Annotated in this window: 11 protein-coding genes and 1 pseudogene; 3 read left to right on the top strand and 9 right to left on the bottom strand. The window is 58.8% G+C overall.

Annotation, left to right across the window (positions count from 1 at the left end; genetic code table 11):
* Nucleotides 1-68 precede the first annotated feature (68 nt).
* The 7 genes from AC3EML_RS09210 to AC3EML_RS09180 all read right to left on the bottom strand — a co-directional run bounded on the left by AC3EML_RS09210 (nucleotide 69) and on the right by AC3EML_RS09180 (nucleotide 10291).
* The gene (locus tag AC3EML_RS09210) at nucleotides 69-2096 is read right to left on the bottom strand and encodes a CocE/NonD family hydrolase (protein WP_352522299.1); all 2028 of its coding nucleotides are present in this window, start codon (nucleotides 2094-2096) and stop codon (nucleotides 69-71) included.
* Between the two features lie 252 nt (nucleotides 2097-2348).
* On the bottom strand, nucleotides 2349-3971 hold the full coding sequence (locus AC3EML_RS09205; protein ID WP_352522302.1) for an ABC transporter substrate-binding protein: 1623 nt from the start codon (nucleotides 3969-3971) through the stop codon (nucleotides 2349-2351).
* Nucleotides 3972-4848: 877 nt separating this feature from the next.
* On the bottom strand, nucleotides 4849-5850 hold the full coding sequence (locus AC3EML_RS09200; RefSeq protein ID WP_352522297.1) for an ABC transporter ATP-binding protein: 1002 nt from the start codon (nucleotides 5848-5850) through the stop codon (nucleotides 4849-4851).
* Entirely contained in the window at nucleotides 5847-6860 is a 1014-nt protein-coding gene (locus AC3EML_RS09195; protein ID WP_352522296.1) for an ABC transporter ATP-binding protein, read from the bottom strand. The genes AC3EML_RS09200 and AC3EML_RS09195 overlap by 4 nt, the downstream gene beginning before the upstream one ends.
* Complete coding sequence (locus tag AC3EML_RS09190) at nucleotides 6857-7750, bottom strand: ABC transporter permease (RefSeq protein WP_352522295.1); 894 nt, start codon at nucleotides 7748-7750, stop codon at nucleotides 6857-6859. The genes AC3EML_RS09195 and AC3EML_RS09190 overlap by 4 nt, the downstream gene beginning before the upstream one ends.
* Before the next feature lies 1 nt (nucleotide 7751).
* Nucleotides 7752-8690, bottom strand: coding sequence for an ABC transporter permease (locus AC3EML_RS09185; RefSeq protein ID WP_352522294.1), 939 nt, complete (start codon nucleotides 8688-8690; stop codon nucleotides 7752-7754).
* A 17-nt stretch (nucleotides 8691-8707) separates the two neighbouring features.
* A complete protein-coding gene (locus AC3EML_RS09180; protein WP_352522293.1) occupies nucleotides 8708-10291 on the bottom strand; it encodes an ABC transporter substrate-binding protein in 1584 nt (527 codons plus the stop codon).
* Between the two features lie 1014 nt (nucleotides 10292-11305).
* Here AC3EML_RS09180 and AC3EML_RS09175 point away from each other — a divergent pair.
* Nucleotides 11306-13330, top strand: coding sequence for a CocE/NonD family hydrolase (locus tag AC3EML_RS09175; protein WP_352522292.1), 2025 nt, complete (start codon nucleotides 11306-11308; stop codon nucleotides 13328-13330).
* 1139 nt (nucleotides 13331-14469) lie between these two features.
* Here the strand turns inward: AC3EML_RS09175 and AC3EML_RS09170 are convergent.
* Complete coding sequence (locus AC3EML_RS09170; protein WP_352522291.1) at nucleotides 14470-14640, bottom strand: hypothetical protein; 171 nt, start codon at nucleotides 14638-14640, stop codon at nucleotides 14470-14472.
* Between the two features lie 126 nt (nucleotides 14641-14766).
* Here AC3EML_RS09170 and AC3EML_RS09165 point away from each other — a divergent pair.
* A pseudogene (locus AC3EML_RS09165) lies at nucleotides 14767-15895 on the top strand (IS256 family transposase).
* Between the two features lie 147 nt (nucleotides 15896-16042).
* Here AC3EML_RS09165 and AC3EML_RS09160 read toward each other — a convergent pair.
* Complete coding sequence (locus AC3EML_RS09160; protein ID WP_352522290.1) at nucleotides 16043-16771, bottom strand: SDR family NAD(P)-dependent oxidoreductase; 729 nt, start codon at nucleotides 16769-16771, stop codon at nucleotides 16043-16045.
* A 656-nt stretch (nucleotides 16772-17427) separates the two neighbouring features.
* Between AC3EML_RS09160 and AC3EML_RS09155 the strand changes: the two genes are divergently transcribed.
* A complete protein-coding gene (locus AC3EML_RS09155) occupies nucleotides 17428-18717 on the top strand; it encodes an ATP-grasp domain-containing protein (protein ID WP_488376741.1) in 1290 nt (429 codons plus the stop codon).
* The last annotated feature ends 26 nt before the right edge of the window (nucleotides 18718-18743 follow it).

Below are 18743 nucleotides of genomic sequence, written 5' to 3'. Positions count from 1 at the left end.
TAAGTCAGCACATCCCTGGACGGTCTCGACGAACCAGCAGTCCTGCGCAGGAGGGGCATCGTTACCGGTCAATTGAGATCGCGAAGGAAGTCCTTGACCTCGTCGCGTTCGAGGACAAGCTCCTCACCGTCATGCGCGACGATGCGTGTCTCGATGCGCCATACGTCGCGCAGGGCACGCGCGGTGGCCGAGACCGCGATGCGAACCTTCCAGTCATCGCGGGCGTAGGACTTCTCCCAAATGCAGGTTCCGCGCGCCGTATTCGGGTCGTCCGGATGCACGGTGAATGTGTCAGTGTGCTTTGCGGAAACAATCAAACCACTATGCGGGTGCAGCACGGCACCCGTGTCGCTCGAAAGGCGGAACGTTGTTTCGCCGGTCACCTGATCCGTTGTGATCTCTTGACGCGAAGGTTCACCAGGCCCGATGACCTCCCGTGCCATGGGCCGCGCGCCTTCGGGTTCCGCGAAAGGCGCCAGTTTGACGTCCAGATCATTCGCCTTCCGTACCGGCAAGATCAGGCTGCTGGCGCCGCAATAAATCGAGAGAGTTGCCCTCTCCGGACTGGGAAAAACGATAGGCCAATGGCCGGTAGCGATAGCGAGCCGGATACGTTGTCCTTTTTCGAAGCGCTGTCCGCAGCAACGCAACTTCATGCGTACCGTTTCGGGTTTGCCCGGCGTCATCGGTGCCAGTTCAAGGTCGTCGTGTCGATGGGTCAAGTTCAGGACACCATAGCTGACCAGCACGGCTGCGCCGTCTTCCAGCCCGAGCGACAGCGTGGCCGACAGAATTGCCACCGGCTTATCAGAGGCGAGTGTCACCTCGAACTCCGGGAAGCCGAGAATTTCCACCGCCTCGCCAAGAGGCTCGGTTTCGAACACCAAAGCGCTGTCGGCTTCCATGTGCCGGTCAACCGGCAGCGTCGGCGTCATGCCCTCGGCGCACCAGGCACCGGATGACAGCCCAGCGGTGGACGGCGAACAGATCGTGAGGACGGCGTCGCTGCCGTCCCCTTCTGCAAGACGGCCCGGTGAAAGCGCTAGCCGGCGTTCGACAATGCCCGGCGCGGGCCAGGAGTGCTCTGCCACCCAACGCCCAGATCGCTCTTCGTGGAGCGGCGCGGGATGCGCCGGATCCTGAATCCAGGCGCGCAACATGGGCTCGTCGGCGATGCCGGTATCGATGTCCTTTAGATAGCGGTTCCACCAACGCAGGCATTCCTGGAGGAACCCAATCCGTGGCCCAGGTATGGCGAAGTGCGGATACTTATGGCCCCAAGGACCGATCAAGCCTTTGCGAGGTCCCGGCAGGTTCTCGAGCATGCGGAAGACCGGGTTGGGATAGCCGTCCGCCCAGCCGCTCACGGCGTAGACAGGAACGTCGACGTCGGAATAGTCCTCGCAGATGGAGCCGTGCTTGTAGAAATCGTCTCGGCGCTGGTGTTCAAACCAATCCTGCAGCCAAATGCCGTTGCCGTTGAGCCGCCGCTCCCACATCTCGCGCCAGCGCTCCCCGACGAGCGCGGGGTCGGGCGGGGTCATGGCGATCGTCCAGGCTATCGCGCCCCACGACAAATTGCTGCACATCTGCGCACCGCCGAGATAGTGGCAGTCATCATTGTAGCGATCGTCGGTGGAGCAAAGCGAGATCACAGCCTTGAGTGCCGGCGGGCGGCGGGCGGCAACCTGCAGGCCGTTGAAGCCACCCCAGGAGATGCCGATCATGCCGACGCTGCCCGAGCACCAGGTTTGTTTCGCGAGCCATTCGATCACCGCCAGGCAGTCGTCCTGCTCCTGCTTGAGGTATTCGCCCTTGCAAACGCCTTCGCTATCGCCTGAGCCGCGCATGTCGACGCGCACCCCGGCAAAGCCATGGCCGGCGAAATAGGGATGAGTGAGCGCGTCGCGTTCCACCGTCCCGTCACGCTTGCGGTAGGGCAGGTATTCCAGGATCGCAGGTACCGGGTCTGCCTCAGCGTCCTCCGGCAACCAGATGCGGGCAGCGAGCTTCACGCCGTCCGGCAGCGGGATCCAGATATTCTCGATCTCCCGCACTTTGCGGGGGAAGTCGGAGACGACGCGAGTATCGTCCATGTTGAGACCCTTCTATGCGCTCGCGCCTGCGGCAGGAGCTTCGATGTTCAACGGAAATGGCAAGTCAACCGGCTGGCGCCGATGGTCACGGGGGGCGACACCTCGCTCGCACAAACCGGCTATGCAAACGGGCAACGCCTGTGGAACTCGCAGCCGGAAGGCCTCGCGACCAGCGAACGGCGCTTCCGCGGGCACCCAGATGCAGGGGCTTCGTCGTGCCGACGAAGCTCCCATGATTATACCAGCAGTTTCTCAAGCAGCCTCGTCGAGCCAAACCTTCCCGAGGTCGATCTCGAATGTCGGGTGCATTGCGTAGCCTCTAACTTGCTTTGTAGAATGATTGAACAAGGTAAGCCAGTAAGGCTGTATTATGATGCCAGAATCCTGCAGGAGCGTTTCAATATCCTTCATGAGCCCCTTGCGCTTCTCCGGGTCGGGCATCGTCAATCCCGTATCGAGTTTTTTATCGAATTCGGGGTTTGACCATGCCGTCTCATTCCATGCTGCGCCACCGCGATAGGCAAGCATCAACACCTGAACACCCAAGGGGCGCATGTTCCAGTTTGTTATCGAAAGAGGGTATTTCAACCATCCATTCCAAAAAGTGCTACTGGGCAAAACCGTACGCTTCACCTTAAATTCGGCCTCGCGCAACTGCGCGGCAATCGCATCGCCCGTATCCTTATGCCATTCCTCGTCACTAGTGATAATCTCGTGTTCGAAATCCATCTGCCCAGCTTCGCTCATAAGGCGCTTGGCAGCCTCAACGTCCCGCTTCTTTTCCGGTACCGGGTAATACTCGGGTTGTAGTGGCGCTACATGATAATTCGCAGCAACGGTGCCGTAGCCATTGGCAGCAATTTGTAGAACAGCACTGTTGTCGACTGCCAACTGCAGAGCATTGCGCACGCGCTGGTCATCATACGGCCTAGTGGCAACCCTGGTGCGGCATACTAGCGTTGTCGACGTCTTCGCTTCAGATCTCACCAAGCCGATATCATCAAGGGCGCCGACATAATTTGCGAACGTCTGATACGTCGCGTCGATTTCACCTGATTCGAAGGCGCTCTGAACGACGGACGGATCGCCGCCATAGTCAATGAATTGCACCTCGTCCAGGTAGGCTTCGCCGCCCCACCAGCTTCCGTTTGTTCGACGCTTCAGGACTGCCTTTTGGCCGACGTCGTAGGACGCTAGTTCAAAGGGTCCCGTACCTATCGGATGCGCAACGATATCCGACCCGTTCTTTTCATAGTCACGGTGAACGATTAGCGCGGGATAATCGGCAAATCCCGGAATGATCGTAATATCGGGTTTTGGCAGCTTGAGTTTAATCGTGTGGTCGTCAACTTTTATAATGGCGCCTTCTATTGCTTTGCCCGTCTTTTCATCAACGAGCGTGGCCAGGCGCGCGGCCATTGAGTTCCCAGGCACGTCCCTTTCACACCAGCGCAGCAGGTTAAACACCACGTCATCTGCAGTGAAGTCGTCGCCATTGTTCCACTTGACGCCCTTCCGCAGTCGCAGGACATATTCTCTCGCGTCGTCATTCGTGTCCCAACTCTCAAGAAGCCTGGGTTCGAACGTGTATTCAGTAGTATACTTGACCAAAGGTTCGAGGAACTGGCGGTAGATGTTAGATAGTTGCGGATAATCACTCAGACGTGGGTCTTTCGGACCAAAGATCAACATGGATATTCGCAGAGCTCCGCCTTTCTTAGGCGCTTCTTGGGCGTGCGCTGGCGGCATTGTATCCAGCATCGTGTACGCCATAGCTGTCGACGCACCAAAGATGGAAGCGAGCGCCAGGAACTCGCGCCGATCCAATCCGCCCTTTTTTGCTTCCTCTGCGAGACAGTCGAAGAGCTTAGGCATCGGCTTGCACTTGGTAAAATACCCCACCCGAACCTCCCAGTATTGGTTGCTGATTGCAGTTTCGTATTTTTGGCATTGTAAGACGTGTGAAAGAGCTGGACTTTCCGCCGGAATGTTCAATTCAGGTACGCCGTAGGCTACAGAAAAGGGCGCATCTGAGCACTCGAATTAAAGTCAATCGACAGGCGATTTTTTTTGCGATTCGGCCGCTGATTGGTTTGACCTTACCGGGTGGATGACCGGTCCGGTTTCCTCGTTCTGGCTAAACCCGACGGAACTCTTATCCGGTCGATACCTTGCCGCGCCTGATTTTCGACCTATCGCGCGCAGCGCGACGATTTGAACTTGGTCGAGACCGTTGTCTTGCCGCCGCGCGATGCAGCTCCATGGACGTATCAGCTGGCCACTTCACCCGGATCGTCTGCAGCAAGGGGCCGTAGGGTGCAGACTTCAACCTATTCAAGCTGAGCGGCCTCGACGAGGAGTTCTACAGCGGAAAGACCCGAGCGTTGAATGGCACCCATGGTGGTCTCAAGGACCCAACCGGGCTCGACGAAAGAAATAGCTGTCGGTATCGAGACGATAGCCCTTATACAGGCGACTTCCTTTTTCCTGGAGGCGGCCAGCTTCAGAAGTGATCCGTCACCTTCCGAGGTAATGGCACACCATTGAAGAGCCCAGCATCCGCGTCAGCAACGGTCTCAGCGTCGTCGTAAAATTCGATTACGGCATTGATGCGAGGATAGACCTCGTCGTGGGCTTCGCGGGCCAAACGCGTCAGTTCCACAGCAGTCACCTCGCCCCCGTTCACGAGAGAGGCCAGACCGGTGGCGTCGTGCTATGCGTGTTCCCTTAGCTTCATTGGAGAGATCTTTCCTTAAACTGCAGCTGGTTCATGCTTCAGCGGGAAATGGCATTTGAAGCTGTGCTCCGCGTCGTCCCGGCTTGCTGACGGTTCGGGAAAGACGCGGCTGCAGATGTCTTGCGCGTAAGTACAACGTGTGTGGAACTCACAGCCAGCTGGCCGCTTCATCGGGCTGGGGACCTCGCCCTTGAGTTCGATGCGATTGAGAACGGCATCCGGGTCTGGCTCCGGGTTGGCCGATAGCAACGCTTCCGTGTAGGGATGACGCGGGTGCTCAAAGATACGCGCCGTCGAGCCGATCTCAATGAAACGACCTAGATACATGATCGCCATGCGATCGGTCATGTGGCGCACGACATTGAGATTGTGCGAGATGATCAGGATCGCCATGCCGAGTTCATCCTGAAGCCGCGCGAGCAGGTTTAGCACCTCGCCCTGTACCGAGACATCAAGGCCCGCAGTCGGCTCATCGGCGATGATCAAATCGGGTTTGAGCGCAAGAGCCCGCGCGATACCCACGCGCCTGGCCTGACCTCCGGAAAGCTGATGGGGATAGCGGCGAGCAAAATCCGCCGGCAAGCCGACCATGCGCAGTAAGCGCTCGGCTTCGCTTCCGGCATCGCGATCCTTTAATTTATGGATCCGGAAAGGTTCAGTTAGAAGCGATTGGACGGTCAACCTGGGCGAGAGTGAGCCGATGGGATCCTGGAACATCATGGCCATGCGCCGCAAGTAAGGCTTGCGTTCGGCCACCCTAAGCTTCTCAATTTCCTGTCCATCGAAGCTGATGCTGCCGCTCACAGGCCGCTGCAGGCCGATTATCGTGCGCGCAACAGTGGATTTGCCCGAGCCACTTTCGCCGACAAGGGCCAATGTCTCGCCGTTGTGGATCTCAAAGGAAACACCGCATACTGCGTCGATAAAGGGGCCTTTTGTACCGGTGGCAAGTGCTTTCAGCGGACTCATAGTGCGGAAGCGGACGCGCAAATCCTGGACGCGAAGCAACGCAGTCATGCCGGAATCAGCCGCTCTTCACCCAGAAGGTGGCATCGGGCGACTTGGTCCACGCCGATGCGGTACTCGACCGGGTTCTCTTGCGCACAGCGATTAAATGCCTGGGGGCACCGCTGGCGGAAGATGCATCCTCTCTTGCTACCGAGGAGACTCGGCACCTCACCGGGAATGGTCGGCAAAGTGCGTGTCTTTTTTCTGATCCGCCCTGGGTCGCACTCAAGCAGCGCGCGGGTGTAGGGGTGAGCAGGATTGTGGAAGATGTCCCGTACCGCCCCTTGCTCCACCACCTCGCCCGCATACATGACGGCGACCCGGTCGCACAGCTCAGCCACAACGCCGAGATGGTGAGAAACAAAGAGGATCGAACATCCGATCTCCTTCTGCAGATCTTTGAGTAGATGAATAATCTGCACTTCCAGCGTTGCGTCAAGGGCAGTGGTCGGCTCGTCGGCGATGAGGAGCGCCGGTCTCACAAGTAGCGCCATGGCGATGCAGATGCGCTGACGCATGCCACCTGAGAAGTGATGTGGATAGGCAGCGATCCGACTTTGCGGATCGGGAATTCCGACTCGGTTAAGCATGTCGATGGCACGACCGCGCTTTTCGCTCCGGCTGCTTTGTTCGTGGTGCTGGATGTCGATCATCTGCCTCTGGATTGTCCGCACCGGATTGAGTGCGGTCATCGGATCTTGGAAAATCATCGAAAGACGGTCACCGAGTAGACTCCGACGCGCTGGAGCGGACATTTTGAGCAGGTCTCGACCTTCGAACACGATGCTGCCGGCTGTGACATCTGCATTTTCGGGAAGCAGGCCCAACACCGCATAGGCGAGCGTCGATTTTCCAGAACCGCTTTCCCCGACGATGCCAACTACCTGCCCGGCTGGCACATCGAGCGAAACGTTCCGCAGCGCATGAATACGCCCGCGCGGCGTACCGAAATCGAGATCGAGGCCGCGGATCTCAAGCGGCCGGGAGGCCGTACGGGATATGGAATCCTCGCGTCTCATAGGTCTTTCCGCAGTTTGGGATCGAATATGTCGCGAAGCGCCTCACCCAGGAATGTAAAACCTAGCGTTGCGAGGACGATCGGAATGCCGCCGGCAACGACCAACCAGGGCGTCAGATTGATATAGTTATATCCATCGTTGAGGATAGCCCCCCAATCAGGAGTCGGTGGGCGCACGCCCAAGCCGAGAAAACTGAGACCTGCCTCTACGGCGACGACAGCCGGCACATCCATGCTCACGAGGATGAGGAGCGGCCCGATAACGTTGGGCAGTACGTGCACGGCGAGGATGCGCGTCGTGCTGGCGCCCATACTGCGCTCCGCGGCAATATATTCGCTGTTGCGAAGCGCCTCTGTCTGGGTGCGCACGACGCGCGCATAGATAGGCATGGAGGTTATTGCGATGACGAAAATGACGCTGCCCAGACTGGGTCCAAGTAGCCCAATGACAGCCAGCGCAAAGATAATTCCGGGAAAGGAGCGGATTGTATCGAAGAACACCAGAAGCAAGTTGTCGAGCCAGCGCGGCCCGAACCCTGCGATGAGACCAAGCACGAGGCCGACTGCCAGTGAACTGCCGAGAGAGGCGAATGCGACAAGCAGTGGGATGCGGCCGCCAATGATGACGCGCGAGAATGTATCACGGCCCAGTTGATCTGTGCCCAAGAGAAAATTTAGCGAAGGGTCGGCCAGACGCGGCCCGACCATGATGCGAGTGGGATCATGTGTAATAAAGAGGGGAGCAAAGATCGCGCTTGCGAATACAAGCACTACGAGCACGGCTCCAAGTACGCCCAGACGGTTCTTGCGCAATTGCCGTAGGAAGGTACGAAACGCGCAGAGGACCCCCCCCTTATTGGATTCGAAGTGGATGGATTCAACGCTCGCCATGCTAAAGGCTCTCGCGGGTTCGAGGATCAAGCGTTGCAGCGATCAGATCGGAGACCGTTGTTGCGACGACCGTGAGAAAGGTTGTGACGAGCACAACTCCCATTGCGACCGGATAGTTGCGCGTATTGACAGCGTTCACGATCAACGCGCCGATGCCGGGCCTCGCGAAGACCACCTCGGTAAAAACAGCGGATGAAAGAAGCCACGCTATGCCCACGCCGAGGATGGTTACTGTCGGTAGGATTGCCAAGGGCAGCGCGTAACGCGTAACGATGCGCCATTCCGAAATTCCGAAGGAGCGAGCCGTTCGTAGATGGTTTTCACCCAGGATCTCGAGCATGGATGCGCGTACCAGTCGCGAGATATAGCCAACCCAGCCAATTCCGATGGCGAAGGCCGGCAGAATGAGATGGACGATGCTGTCCGAAATACCCTCTCCGACCCCGACCGCTGGCAGCCAGCCCAGGATGACAGCGAATATCAGAAGTGCGTAGACCGCCATGACAAACGAAGGAATGGCAATCGTGGCGACCGCCGCGACCCCAACGACTTGGTCGATCACAGCGTTACGCCTCATGGCCGAGTAACAGCCGAGCGGCACGGCAACCAAGACCGCCCATAAGATCGAGACCAGGACCAGTTCGATCGTGTAAGGCAATTGATCGAACACGATGTCGGCGACAGGTCTCTGGCTGAACACGTCAAAACCGAGATTGCCGCTGAGCAGCCCGCCGAAGAAGCTAGCTAACTGCACGATTAGCGGTTTGTCCAGCCCCATCTGCTCATGGAGTTGCGCCTTCATTTCCGGCGTGGCGCGTGGGCCGAGTAGGGCCGCTGCGGGGTCACCCGGCACCGCATGAATCATCAGGAACACAAGCGTCACCGCGATCACAACAATTGTGACCGCGAGGACAACCCGCTCGAGGAGGTAAAGCCACATGCTCCCGTCCCCTAAAGCTAAATCGGCTTGAAATCGAGGTACAGCGGATCCCCGTCCGGACGGGTTGCGGGTTCGATTTGCGTGGTGCGATACATGAGTGGATTGCCCTCATGGGTCAGGAACCGGTAGGCGCCGGACTCCTCCATCAGGTCCTGCATCTCGTAATAGAGCTTGGCGCGCTCCTCCGGGTCGCTGACGGTGGGCGCCTTGGCGTTGAGCTCGTCGAAACGCCCGCTGCGGAAGCGTTCCCAGTTCCAGAGGCCCACTTGATCTTGCACGAACCACGACGTCATGTAATGCGGATCCGGCAGACCATCGAACCACATTACGGTGAGCTGCAGGTCCTTCCATTGCTCGCCCTCCGATTCCATGCCGAGAGTCCAGAAGGAGCCCGGATCCTGGACATTGACCTCGAGCGTGATGCCGATCTGCGACAATTGGGCCTGCACCGTCTGGGCGATAGTCGAAAACGTGCTATCGTTCGAGCAGTCTATCCTCAACGCTAGATCGCTCACGCCGGCCTTTTGCAGAAACTCCTTTGCCTTTGCGAGATCGCCTTCTGGTGGGACGAGTGCCTTCGTACGGTGCCCGACAATACCTGGAGGAATGGTACCTGTTGCCACGTCAGCCTGGCCAGAATAAGCAGCATCCAGGATCTGCGGCACATTGATTGCCCATTGAATCGCTTTACGAACATTAATGTCTTTCAGCTTCGGATGCTCCATGTTCATCCCGATCCAGAGGTAATGGAGCGAGGGCCATTCCTCGACCCTGGTATCAGCGGGCGGATTGCTCTTGTACGTCGCAAGTGAATCCAGACTGATACCAGTGAAACCGATGTCGCCCGCCTGGTAGGCGCGTTCTGCCGTCTTGACGTCGGCCAAAGGCAAGATGCGGATTTCGTCAAAACCCGGCTTCGGACCCGACCACTCCGGATTGCGTGTCAAGAGCAAATACTGGTTCCGCTTCCAGTCGGCAAGCACATACGGGCCGGAGAAAGCCGGCGGCTTCATGCCGAAATCACCGCCATCCTTGGTTGCCTTCATTACCGCATCTTCGGAAACTATATGGCCGACCCCATAGGGGAATGCGATGTTCCAAACCGGCACGAACGGCGCCCTGAATACGATGACGCCCGTATAATCATCCTCGAGCTCGACACGGTCGAGCGGACCCCAATCGGGCTTCGCCGGCGAATTGAGTTTGATGACTCGCTCAAAGGAGAATTTAACGTCCTTGGCGGTCAACTCGCCGTAACCGCCGGTGAACTTGATGCCTTTCTTCAGGCGGAAGCGGATATGCGTCGGATCGACCTGTTCGATCTTTTCTGCCGCTTCTAGTTCCCAGGTCCATTCGGAACCGGGCTTATAGCGAATGAGCTTCGAATAGATACAGTTCATCACCTGGACTTGCTGGACTCCTGTGTAGAAGCCGGGATCGAGTTTGCTGAGTTCCGCAACGGCGCGCACCTTGAGCACCTTGCCTTCGGCTGCCCAGATGGCTTGCGACAAGGGCATGCCGGCAGCGACGATACCCCCGCCGAGCGCGGCACCGGTTTTGAGGAACACACGGCGGCTCACCCCCCCCATCATAGCTTTCATGAAACATTCCCCTTTCAGTTGGGCGAATTTCCGCTTGCAGCGGGTCGCTTTCGTTACTTATTCGTCGACTATAGAGCCCACGTCTCCGCGCCACAGTCGAAATAATCTCAATCGCAGGGTGACTTTTCGTCGACTCCCCGAGCTCATACGTCCCGGCGTCAGGGAGTCCATTGATCGCGGCTAGCGGGTCGGGATCCATTGAGCCTTCAGCAGGGTCGCGAAGTTCGCGATTTGGATCGCATTCGGATGTGTCAAGAGGTCACCGTTTCTGAGCGCAGCCGCTCATTTGTGGCACAGACCACGAGCTTGTCTGCCCAATTAACCCGTTCAGGTATTGGCCGGGTGTCGCTCGTGCGCAGCAGGAAACCGACTAGCTCGCAGTGAGTGTCTGGCGGCCGTCCCAAGCGCTGTGGTTCGCATCAGCTGCGCCAACTTGGCCAAGTCGTCGAGCGTGGAGATTATCCAGCGCGCCACAGCGGCTGCCCCAGGCACACGCCATCTTCGATGGTGGAGGTGCTCAATGAAGGCTCTCGTTCTTCCTAGCCTCACTGTCCAGCAGCGCCTCAAATGCGCGCAGCCGCTCTTCGAACAGACACATCTTGGAACTGTGGACTGACGTGCGGCCGCTATCTCTCCCCCGCTCAAGAGCCACAAAGGGGTTCGGAGAAGCCACAGTCACTCATCCGAGCAGCGCTTGATCACGGCGATACAGGGCTGCCGAAAGCAGACCGCTTGGATAGCGAAGTGCACAATAAGTAATCCGCCGGTTGACTTAATTTCGGCTGTCCAGCAAGGCGTCTTCGAATAAGACGAGTGGCCTAAAGTCGAATTGGAGTCAGGCGCACGTCGTTCGAAGGCGTCAATTCGCCGCCACGAGCCTTTACACTTGAGCGAGAGATTGCCCGACCGGTTCGGGTGGAAATGTCAGGTTTTCGACCGGTGGGAAGTGGTTCGTCTCAATAAATAGGTCTCAACCATGGAAAACCGGAAGTTTACCAACATCGACGGTCAAATATGAAGACCGGCCTCGGACCGCTACCCGTCACATTAGTGGATAATGTCTGGATTCCGCTATCCGACGGAACACGATTGGCTGCCAAGATCTGGCTCCCGGAGGATGCGACATCCAACCCGGTTCCGGCAATTGTCGACTACATTCCTTACCGCAAACGTGATGGCACCGTTCTAGAGGACGAACGGATGTATCCCTATTTCGCTTCGCATGGCTACGGGAGCATCCGTATAGACATCCGGGGCACCGGCGATTCCGAGGGCCTGTTCGAGGATGAATACGTCAAGCAAGAACAGGACGATGCTGTCGAGGCCATCGACTGGATCACACGGCAAGTTTGGTGCAGCGGCAGTGTGGGAATGATCGGCATCTCATGGGGTGGGTTCAGCGCATTGCAAGTCGCGGCGCGCCAGCCCAAGGGTCTGAAGGCGATTATCACGACCTGCTCGACTGACGATCGTTACGCCGATGATGCGCACTACATGGGCGGATGCGTTCTCAACGATACATTGGTTTGGGGTACGTCGTGTTTTGTGCGCATGGCTCAGTCGCCAGATCCCGAAATTGTTGGCGAGGACCACTGGCGCGCGATGTGGATGAAGCGGTTGGAGAATGCCCGGCCGACGTTGATTGATTGGCTCACGCATCAGCGCCGAGATGATTTCTGGAAACATGGTTCGGTCTGCGAAGATTACGGCGCAATTGATTGCGCGGTCTTCGCAGTCGGTGGATGGGCAGATGGCTATTCCAACGCCATATTCCGGCTTCTCTCGAAGCTAGAGGGGCCACGGAGAGGGCTGATTGGGCCGTGGGGTCATAAATACCCTCATGAGGGGGTCCCAGGTCCCGCCATCGGTTTCCTGCAGGAATGCCTCCGCTGGTGGGATCACTGGTTGAAGGCCAAGGATACCGGCATCATGCAGGAACCGATGCTGCGTAGCTGGATTTTGGACAGGGCGGAGCCCGCGGCGCATTATGAGGAGCGGCCGGGACACTGGGTCGCGGACCCCAGTTGGCCGTCTCCGCATGTATCCTCACGAGTCTACCGCCTTGGCGCTGGCATGTTGTCCGAGCAGCCGCTGCCGAGAGCCACTCTTGAAATCAGCTCGCCCGCGACGGTCGGAATCGCGGGCGGTGAGTGGTGTGCCTATGGGCTGGGGAGAGTTGGTCCAGAGATGCCGCTAGATCAGCGGTGGGATGATGGGGGCTCGTTAATCTTTGACAGCCATCCCCTGACGGAAGCCACACCGATCCTGGGGTCGCCTGTTCTCGAATTGGAGATTACTTGCGATAAGCCGACGGCGATCCTGGCGGTGCGTCTTTCCGATGTCAGCCCATCGGGCGAAGTCACCCGAGTGACATACGGCCTGCTCAACCTGTCGCACCGCGACAGTCACGAAAACCTGCAGCCGATGGAAGCTAGGAAATCATACAGCATCTGCCTCCCGATGAATGAGATCGGCTATGCCTTCCCGCCCGGGCACCGGATCCGGCTGTCTGTTTCCACCGCATATTGGCCGATTGCATTTCCCGCGCCGGAGCGCGCCACATTGGGGATATATGCGCATGCAAGCCGTCTGCATCTACCGGTCAGAATGCCTCAGCCAGGTGACCATGAGTTGCCCGCGTTTGGCGCAGCGGAAGGGTCTCCGTCGATGCCGACGACGGTAGTCAAACCCGGCAATCTTGAGCGGTTCATTCGCATGGACATATTGCGGAGACAGGTCACCGTCACAGTAAAATGTGACGACGGCTCCGTGCGTCTCGATCCCATCGGCACCGTTGTTGGCCATGACAAATACATGTTCTATTCGGTCACCGAAAGCGATCCCTCGACAGCCCGCACGGAAGTGTACGAACGCTATGAGCTGGGCCGCGGCACTTGGCAGACGGCGGTTGAAGGGAGGACAGTTATGACAGCTACCAACTCGACCTTCCACCTCCAGATCGATTTCGGCGGTTACGCAAACGGCGAGCGCATCTTCGACAGATCATGGTCAAAAGACATTCCGCGTGACTTTGTCTGACCGGATGGAGGTGACTGCGGATATTGCAGGAGAGGGACCACGACACCGCGGCCGGTAGGCGCAACGGCCACGGCGCGTAACACCATCTTGAGAGCCAACGTCATTGCCGAAAATGGGGGCGGGCTATGCAACAGTCTGTCCCTCGTCACCTTGCGCACGTCGAGTATTCGCTCGGAGGCTTGCAACGGGCTTCAGAGGATTTGGTTGAATGCTAGCGTCCTTGAGCCCCAACAGTACTGAGGCCACCCGCACAATATCGAAATGATAGGATTTGCTAGCCACACATCGGCGGCGGGAGCGAGACCGTCACGAGTTGGCTTAAGCAGATCTCAGATTACCCGGCAGCGGTTCCTTTGTAAGACGTTAGTTGCGTCCGCAACGCATTCCCTGCAAGAGAGGTGAGCCATTCGACTTTCGTCCTCACAGCTCCCGGCGGCCTGCGCCCAAGTGCGAGTAATGCCTGGAGTTGGCATGCGGAAGCGTGCTGGCAGGGTTTCGAACTCCGACCAGCTCATGCGCCGGCTTTCTGGCTACGCCGGTCTCAGGCACCGTAGCCATGTCCGGCACACTTCCCGGTACAGCCCGCTGAGCGCTAGTCTATAATAGATAGTTGTGAGGCCTGCCGTGTTAGCCGCATTGTTCACGCAGAGCGGCGTGGCCAGTGCATTAACCGCCTAATCTCCTGATGCAATGCCTTAAGCTTGCGTTAGCCGCTTCCCTTCCGTCGATGAACCGGCCGTCCCGATTCGCCCGCTGATGCGAGGGGTGCCGCGAACCGCGCCAAACTCGACCAGCCGCGTCTTATCGTCATGGGAGCATCAGGCCGAAGTTGGTCAGCCGCACATTGAGGGCAAAGAGCATTTCTCACGTGTCCGCTTGCCAGGGCCTTGATGGGGAGCGGTGCCGCACGCGCCGCCCTTGGCGTGCGAGCAGTCGAAATACACCCGAAACTGGACGAAGTTCTGATACGCATCGCGGCGGCCGGCATCAACAATACCGATATGAACACACGGATGGCTGGTCTTCCGTCGTCGCTGGGGGCGACGGGTAAAAGGCGCGCCGCGATCGTGTGGTCGTAGTCGCATGAGCCCGCCCGATGCATATCAGCAGGTCGATCGCGCACACGTTTGGGCGCCGATTCATGTCGTTCGAAGCTCTGATGAGAGCTGTGCGAGAGGTTCCGCAAAGCCGGCGCCGATGATCCCCGCCAGGTCGTGTCCCATCAGGTGGTGTAGCTCGGCGGTAGCGAAGCCGCTCACGAGCGCGCCGTTATTAGCGCTGTAGCGAGCGAGCGGCGTGTGGGTGGTCATCGGCGCTTTCCGGTAGGGTTTGGTTGTTGACGCCAACCCATTTCGGAAGGACCACCGATGACCGACGACATGATGAACCTGCGCACGCTCGTGGAGAAGACCCCGGATGCCGATCTGCTGCGGGAGATGATCGGCTTTGCAGCCGAGCGACTGATGGGAATGGAGGTGGGCGCGGCCACCGGCGCCCGCTATGGCGAGAAGAACCCGCTGCGGCTCGCCCAGCGCAATGGCTACCGCGACCGGGACTGGGAGACGCGGGCCGGCACGGTCGAGCTGCGCATCCCGAAGCTCAGGAAGGGAAGCTACTTCCCAGGTTTCCTCGAACCGCGCCGCATGGCCGAGAAGGCGCTAACCGCCGTCATCCAGGAAGCTTATGTGCAAGGCATCTCGACCCGGTCGGTTGACGACCTGGTCAAGGCCATGGGTATGAGCGGCATATCCAAGAGCCAGGTCTCGCGGCTGTGCGAGGAGATCGACGGGAAGGTGAAGGCCTTCCTCGAGCGGCCGATCGAGGGCGATTGGCCATACCTGTGGATCGACGCCACTTACCTGAAGGTCCGCCGCGGTGGGCAGATCGTCTCGGTCGCCGTTATCATCGCCGTCGGTGTCAACGCGGACGGCCGGCGCGAGGTACTGGGCATGGAGATTGGCACCTCGGAGGCCGAGCCGATCTGGACAGAGTTCCTGCGCAACTGACACGTCGCGGCCTGCGCGGCGTCAAGCTCGTCGTCTCCGATGCTCACGAAGGCCTCAAGGCGGCCGTCACCAAGGTGCTGTGCGCGACATGGCAGAGGTGCCGCGTCCACTTCATGAGGAACGTGCTGGCCCATGCCGGCAAGAGCGGCCGCAGGGTCGTCTCAGCCTTCATCGCCACCGCTTTCGCCCAGGAAACGCCCGAGGCCGCGTCCGTACAATGGCGCGCCGTCGCCGACCAGATGGGCCGAAGGTGCCAAAGCTGGCGACAATCATGGACGACGCCGAGCCCGACGTGCTGGCCTACATGACCTTCCCCAAGGAACATCGCGCCAAGCTCCACTCGACGAATCCGATCGAACGTCTCAACGGCGAGATCAAGCGGCGCACCGAGGTCGTCGGAATCTTCCCGAACGACGATGCGATCGTGCGCCTCGTCGGCGCAATCCTGCTCGAACAGAACGATGAATGGGCAGTGCAGCGGGCCAGATATATGACTCTGGAAACGATCTGCCAGATGAGCAATGATACCCCAATCAGCCTGCCAGCCGTGGCGCGCTGATCAGCCCGGCCCAAATGCCGCCAGCTACACCACGCCGCGGGACACGATCTCCCGCCAATCGAATGCGAGACCGTCCTCCGCTCCCGCTCCGCCGGAGAATTGCTTTCCACACCGCCGGTCCGAGGTCCTTCGGAAGACGACTTACCTTCACGGAAGACTTAGTTTGGCAGTGCGGCCCCCATCCACGACGAAGATCTGGCCGGTGACGAATGCAGCTTCGTCGGAGGCAATCCATGCGACCATAGCCGCGACTTCCTCAACCCGGCCGGTTCGACCCAACGGATGAATGGCACCCAGCCGTCCCCGCGCCTGCTCGGTCAACGCGGCCATGAAATTGACATTGAGATCCGTATCGATCCAGCCAGGAGCTACGCCGTTGCAACGCACCCCGTCTGGCCCACCATCGACCGCGACGGCACGCGTCAGGCCATGCAGCCCTGCTTTCGACGCGCAATAGGCCGCGTGCCCCGGGTTGGACGCCAATCCCTCAATCGAGCCGATATTGACGATCGCTCCCCGGCTTCTTCGAAGATGAGGCATGGCGCGACGGATCAGCAGGAAAGGAGCATCAAGGTTGAGCGCCATTGTGCGTCGCCACTCGTCCAGCCCCGTCTCATCTATCTTCGCTTCAGCCATGCGCCCAGCGTTGTTGACGAGGATATCGAGCCGGCCGGCCTGTTGAACGACATCGTCAATGATCACGGCCGGAACGTCGGGGTCGCAAAGGTCCGCGACTATCGTTTCTATACGGCAGGCCTCCTCAAGCTGAACCGCAAAGACTCTGGCTCCCTCGCCGGCAAGCCTGTCGGCGATTGCCGCCCCAATGCCGCTGCTGGCGCCCGTCACCAGGGCGACCTTCCCCACGAAGCGGCTCATGCTACAGCCTTTCCGCCGTCCACGTCGCCCACAACAATCCATCTCATTCTAGAAGACCCTCGGCGAACACGGCGTGCCGACCGCGCATCGCTCTGTGAATTCCCCCAAAGCCGCGCGCAGCGCGCCTGAGTTTCACCATCTGCCGGGGAAGGCATCCTCTCGTCCATTAGGCTTCCTCTGGCCAAGTGCTTGGAAAATACGCCGGGCGCTTTCTGCAACCCGTCGCCGGCAGTTCCTGTTGCCTAGCTACAAGGAGGTTCAAAAGCCGTGCCAACTGAGAAGTAGGAGCGCCAAAAAAAGAGTTCTACAGGTTATTCAAAGCCTTAAACGAGAGCGCATCAGCAGCGAAGCCGACCGCCACCGTGTCCCGGACTCGACAAAGCCGACATCGGCGTCGGCACCCTGCGTTTTCCCAGAAAGTGGGCAGGATTTTCTCGGAATCCGTCGCTCTTGGAGACCGTTCCAAATCTCGTAGACTGACCAGCAACTGGCCAATCCTACTTGCAACAAAACCTTCAAATAAGTTTGCAGGATCTTCGCGCCCGCAAATCACCGACACTGCTATTGTCACAGCCAAGTCTGAGGTCGTCACGGCTAAACAACCGGGTGGCGACAGGCGCTGACCACACAATACGCAAAGGTAGGCTCAACAACCAATGGCAACGAGAGCACTCATTCTGGTCGAAGGCGATCCAACGGGTACTGGTCTCCTCTACATCCAAGCGGCCCAGCGTCTTGGTCTTCATCCAATTACGCTGTCGGCTGATCCAGCTCGGTACGAGTATCTGGCGGCAGAAAAGTACGAGGCAATCCGTGTCGATACAGACAATCTCGATGCGCTGATCCGTGAATGTTCCCGTCTAGGGGCCACTTATGACGTTGCTGGAATTACGTCCTCCCTGGAGGCGTTCTACGCGACAATTGGCAAGCTCTGCCAGTATTTCGATCTACCGGGACCGAACCCCACATCGATTGAACGATGCTGCGAAAAATTCAGTCAACGTCAGCTCCTTGCGGAGGCCGGCGTTCCAGTACCTGCGTATCGCTTGGCAGCGAATGCGGCGGACGTGCAAAGCTCTGCCGCGGAGATCGGCCTGCCGGTGATTCTTAAGCCGGCCGTGGGCGCAGGAAGCTGCGGTGTCCGATTGTGCCGCAACGCTGATGAGGTGGCCGAACATACGACCTATCTGTTGGGCGGGAAGCACATATGGCGGTCGTCGCCAAGGATGCTGGTTGAAGAATTCGCAGAAGGCCTCCATTATATCGCTGAGATAATGGGAAATCAGGTCATTGGGATCACCGCTGCTGAATTCGGCCCCCCACCGCATTTCGTCTTTCGTGAGTTCATCTTTCCGGCCCTGCTGACCGATGACGAGCATGAGCGGATCGCCGATGTTTCGCTGAGCTGTTTGCGAGCTCTCGGCCTTGGTTGGGGGCCAGCGAACATTGAACTCCGGTGGACGAAGCGTGGCCCAGTCGTCATTGAAGTCAATCCGCGTCTTTCTGGCGCGCCCGATCCTCAACTGGTTCAGCTGGGCTACGGTGTCGATCTTGTCACCGAGCACATCAAGCTTGTCATCGGCGACGAATGGGATTTGCGCAGAAGGCATTCGCACATTGCGGCCGCGCGGATTCTGGTTCCTGATCGCGATGGCACCCTCGATTGGATCGATGGCGACAGCAGGGCGGCTGCTATATCAGGTGTCGCCGAGGTCAAATTTTTTGTTGAATCCAAGACGCCGATCGTCAGGAAAGGCGATTACCGAGACTGTCTCGGATATGTCATCGCCGCTTCACCCAGCCGTGCTCTGACCGAGGCGACACTTCAGCGTGCCGTCGACTTAATAGATTGGTCGATCACACCATTGCCGACCCTTGGCGAACAGGAACAATCCTTGGACCCGACCCTCTCTGCTCCAGCGTCGGCGGCGCCCGGTGAGAGATGATCGTTGTCAAGCTCGCTAGAGTTAGG

The sequence above is a fragment of the Mesorhizobium sp. P170090 genome, from assembly GCF_057786115.1.
This window is presented reverse-complemented; position numbering and strand designations above follow the sequence as displayed.

Coding starts and splice junctions, on each gene's coding strand:
- AC3EML_RS09210 (WP_352522299.1), bottom strand. CDS start 2,096: ATGGACGATACTCGCGTCGTCTCCGACTTCCCCCGCAAAGTGCGGGAG.
- AC3EML_RS09205 (WP_352522302.1), bottom strand. CDS start 3,971: ATGCCTAAGCTCTTCGACTGTCTCGCAGAGGAAGCAAAAAAGGGCGGA.
- AC3EML_RS09200 (WP_352522297.1), bottom strand. CDS start 5,850: ATGACTGCGTTGCTTCGCGTCCAGGATTTGCGCGTCCGCTTCCGCACT.
- AC3EML_RS09195 (WP_352522296.1), bottom strand. CDS start 6,860: ATGAGACGCGAGGATTCCATATCCCGTACGGCCTCCCGGCCGCTTGAG.
- AC3EML_RS09190 (WP_352522295.1), bottom strand. CDS start 7,750: ATGGCGAGCGTTGAATCCATCCACTTCGAATCCAATAAGGGGGGGGTC.
- AC3EML_RS09185 (WP_352522294.1), bottom strand. CDS start 8,690: ATGTGGCTTTACCTCCTCGAGCGGGTTGTCCTCGCGGTCACAATTGTT.
- AC3EML_RS09180 (WP_352522293.1), bottom strand. CDS start 10,291: ATGAAAGCTATGATGGGGGGGGTGAGCCGCCGTGTGTTCCTCAAAACC.
- AC3EML_RS09175 (WP_352522292.1), top strand. CDS start 11,306: ATGAAGACCGGCCTCGGACCGCTACCCGTCACATTAGTGGATAATGTC.
- AC3EML_RS09170 (WP_352522291.1), bottom strand. CDS start 14,640: ATGACCACCCACACGCCGCTCGCTCGCTACAGCGCTAATAACGGCGCG.
- AC3EML_RS09160 (WP_352522290.1), bottom strand. CDS start 16,771: ATGAGCCGCTTCGTGGGGAAGGTCGCCCTGGTGACGGGCGCCAGCAGC.
- AC3EML_RS09155 (WP_488376741.1), top strand. CDS start 17,428: ATGGCAACGAGAGCACTCATTCTGGTCGAAGGCGATCCAACGGGTACT.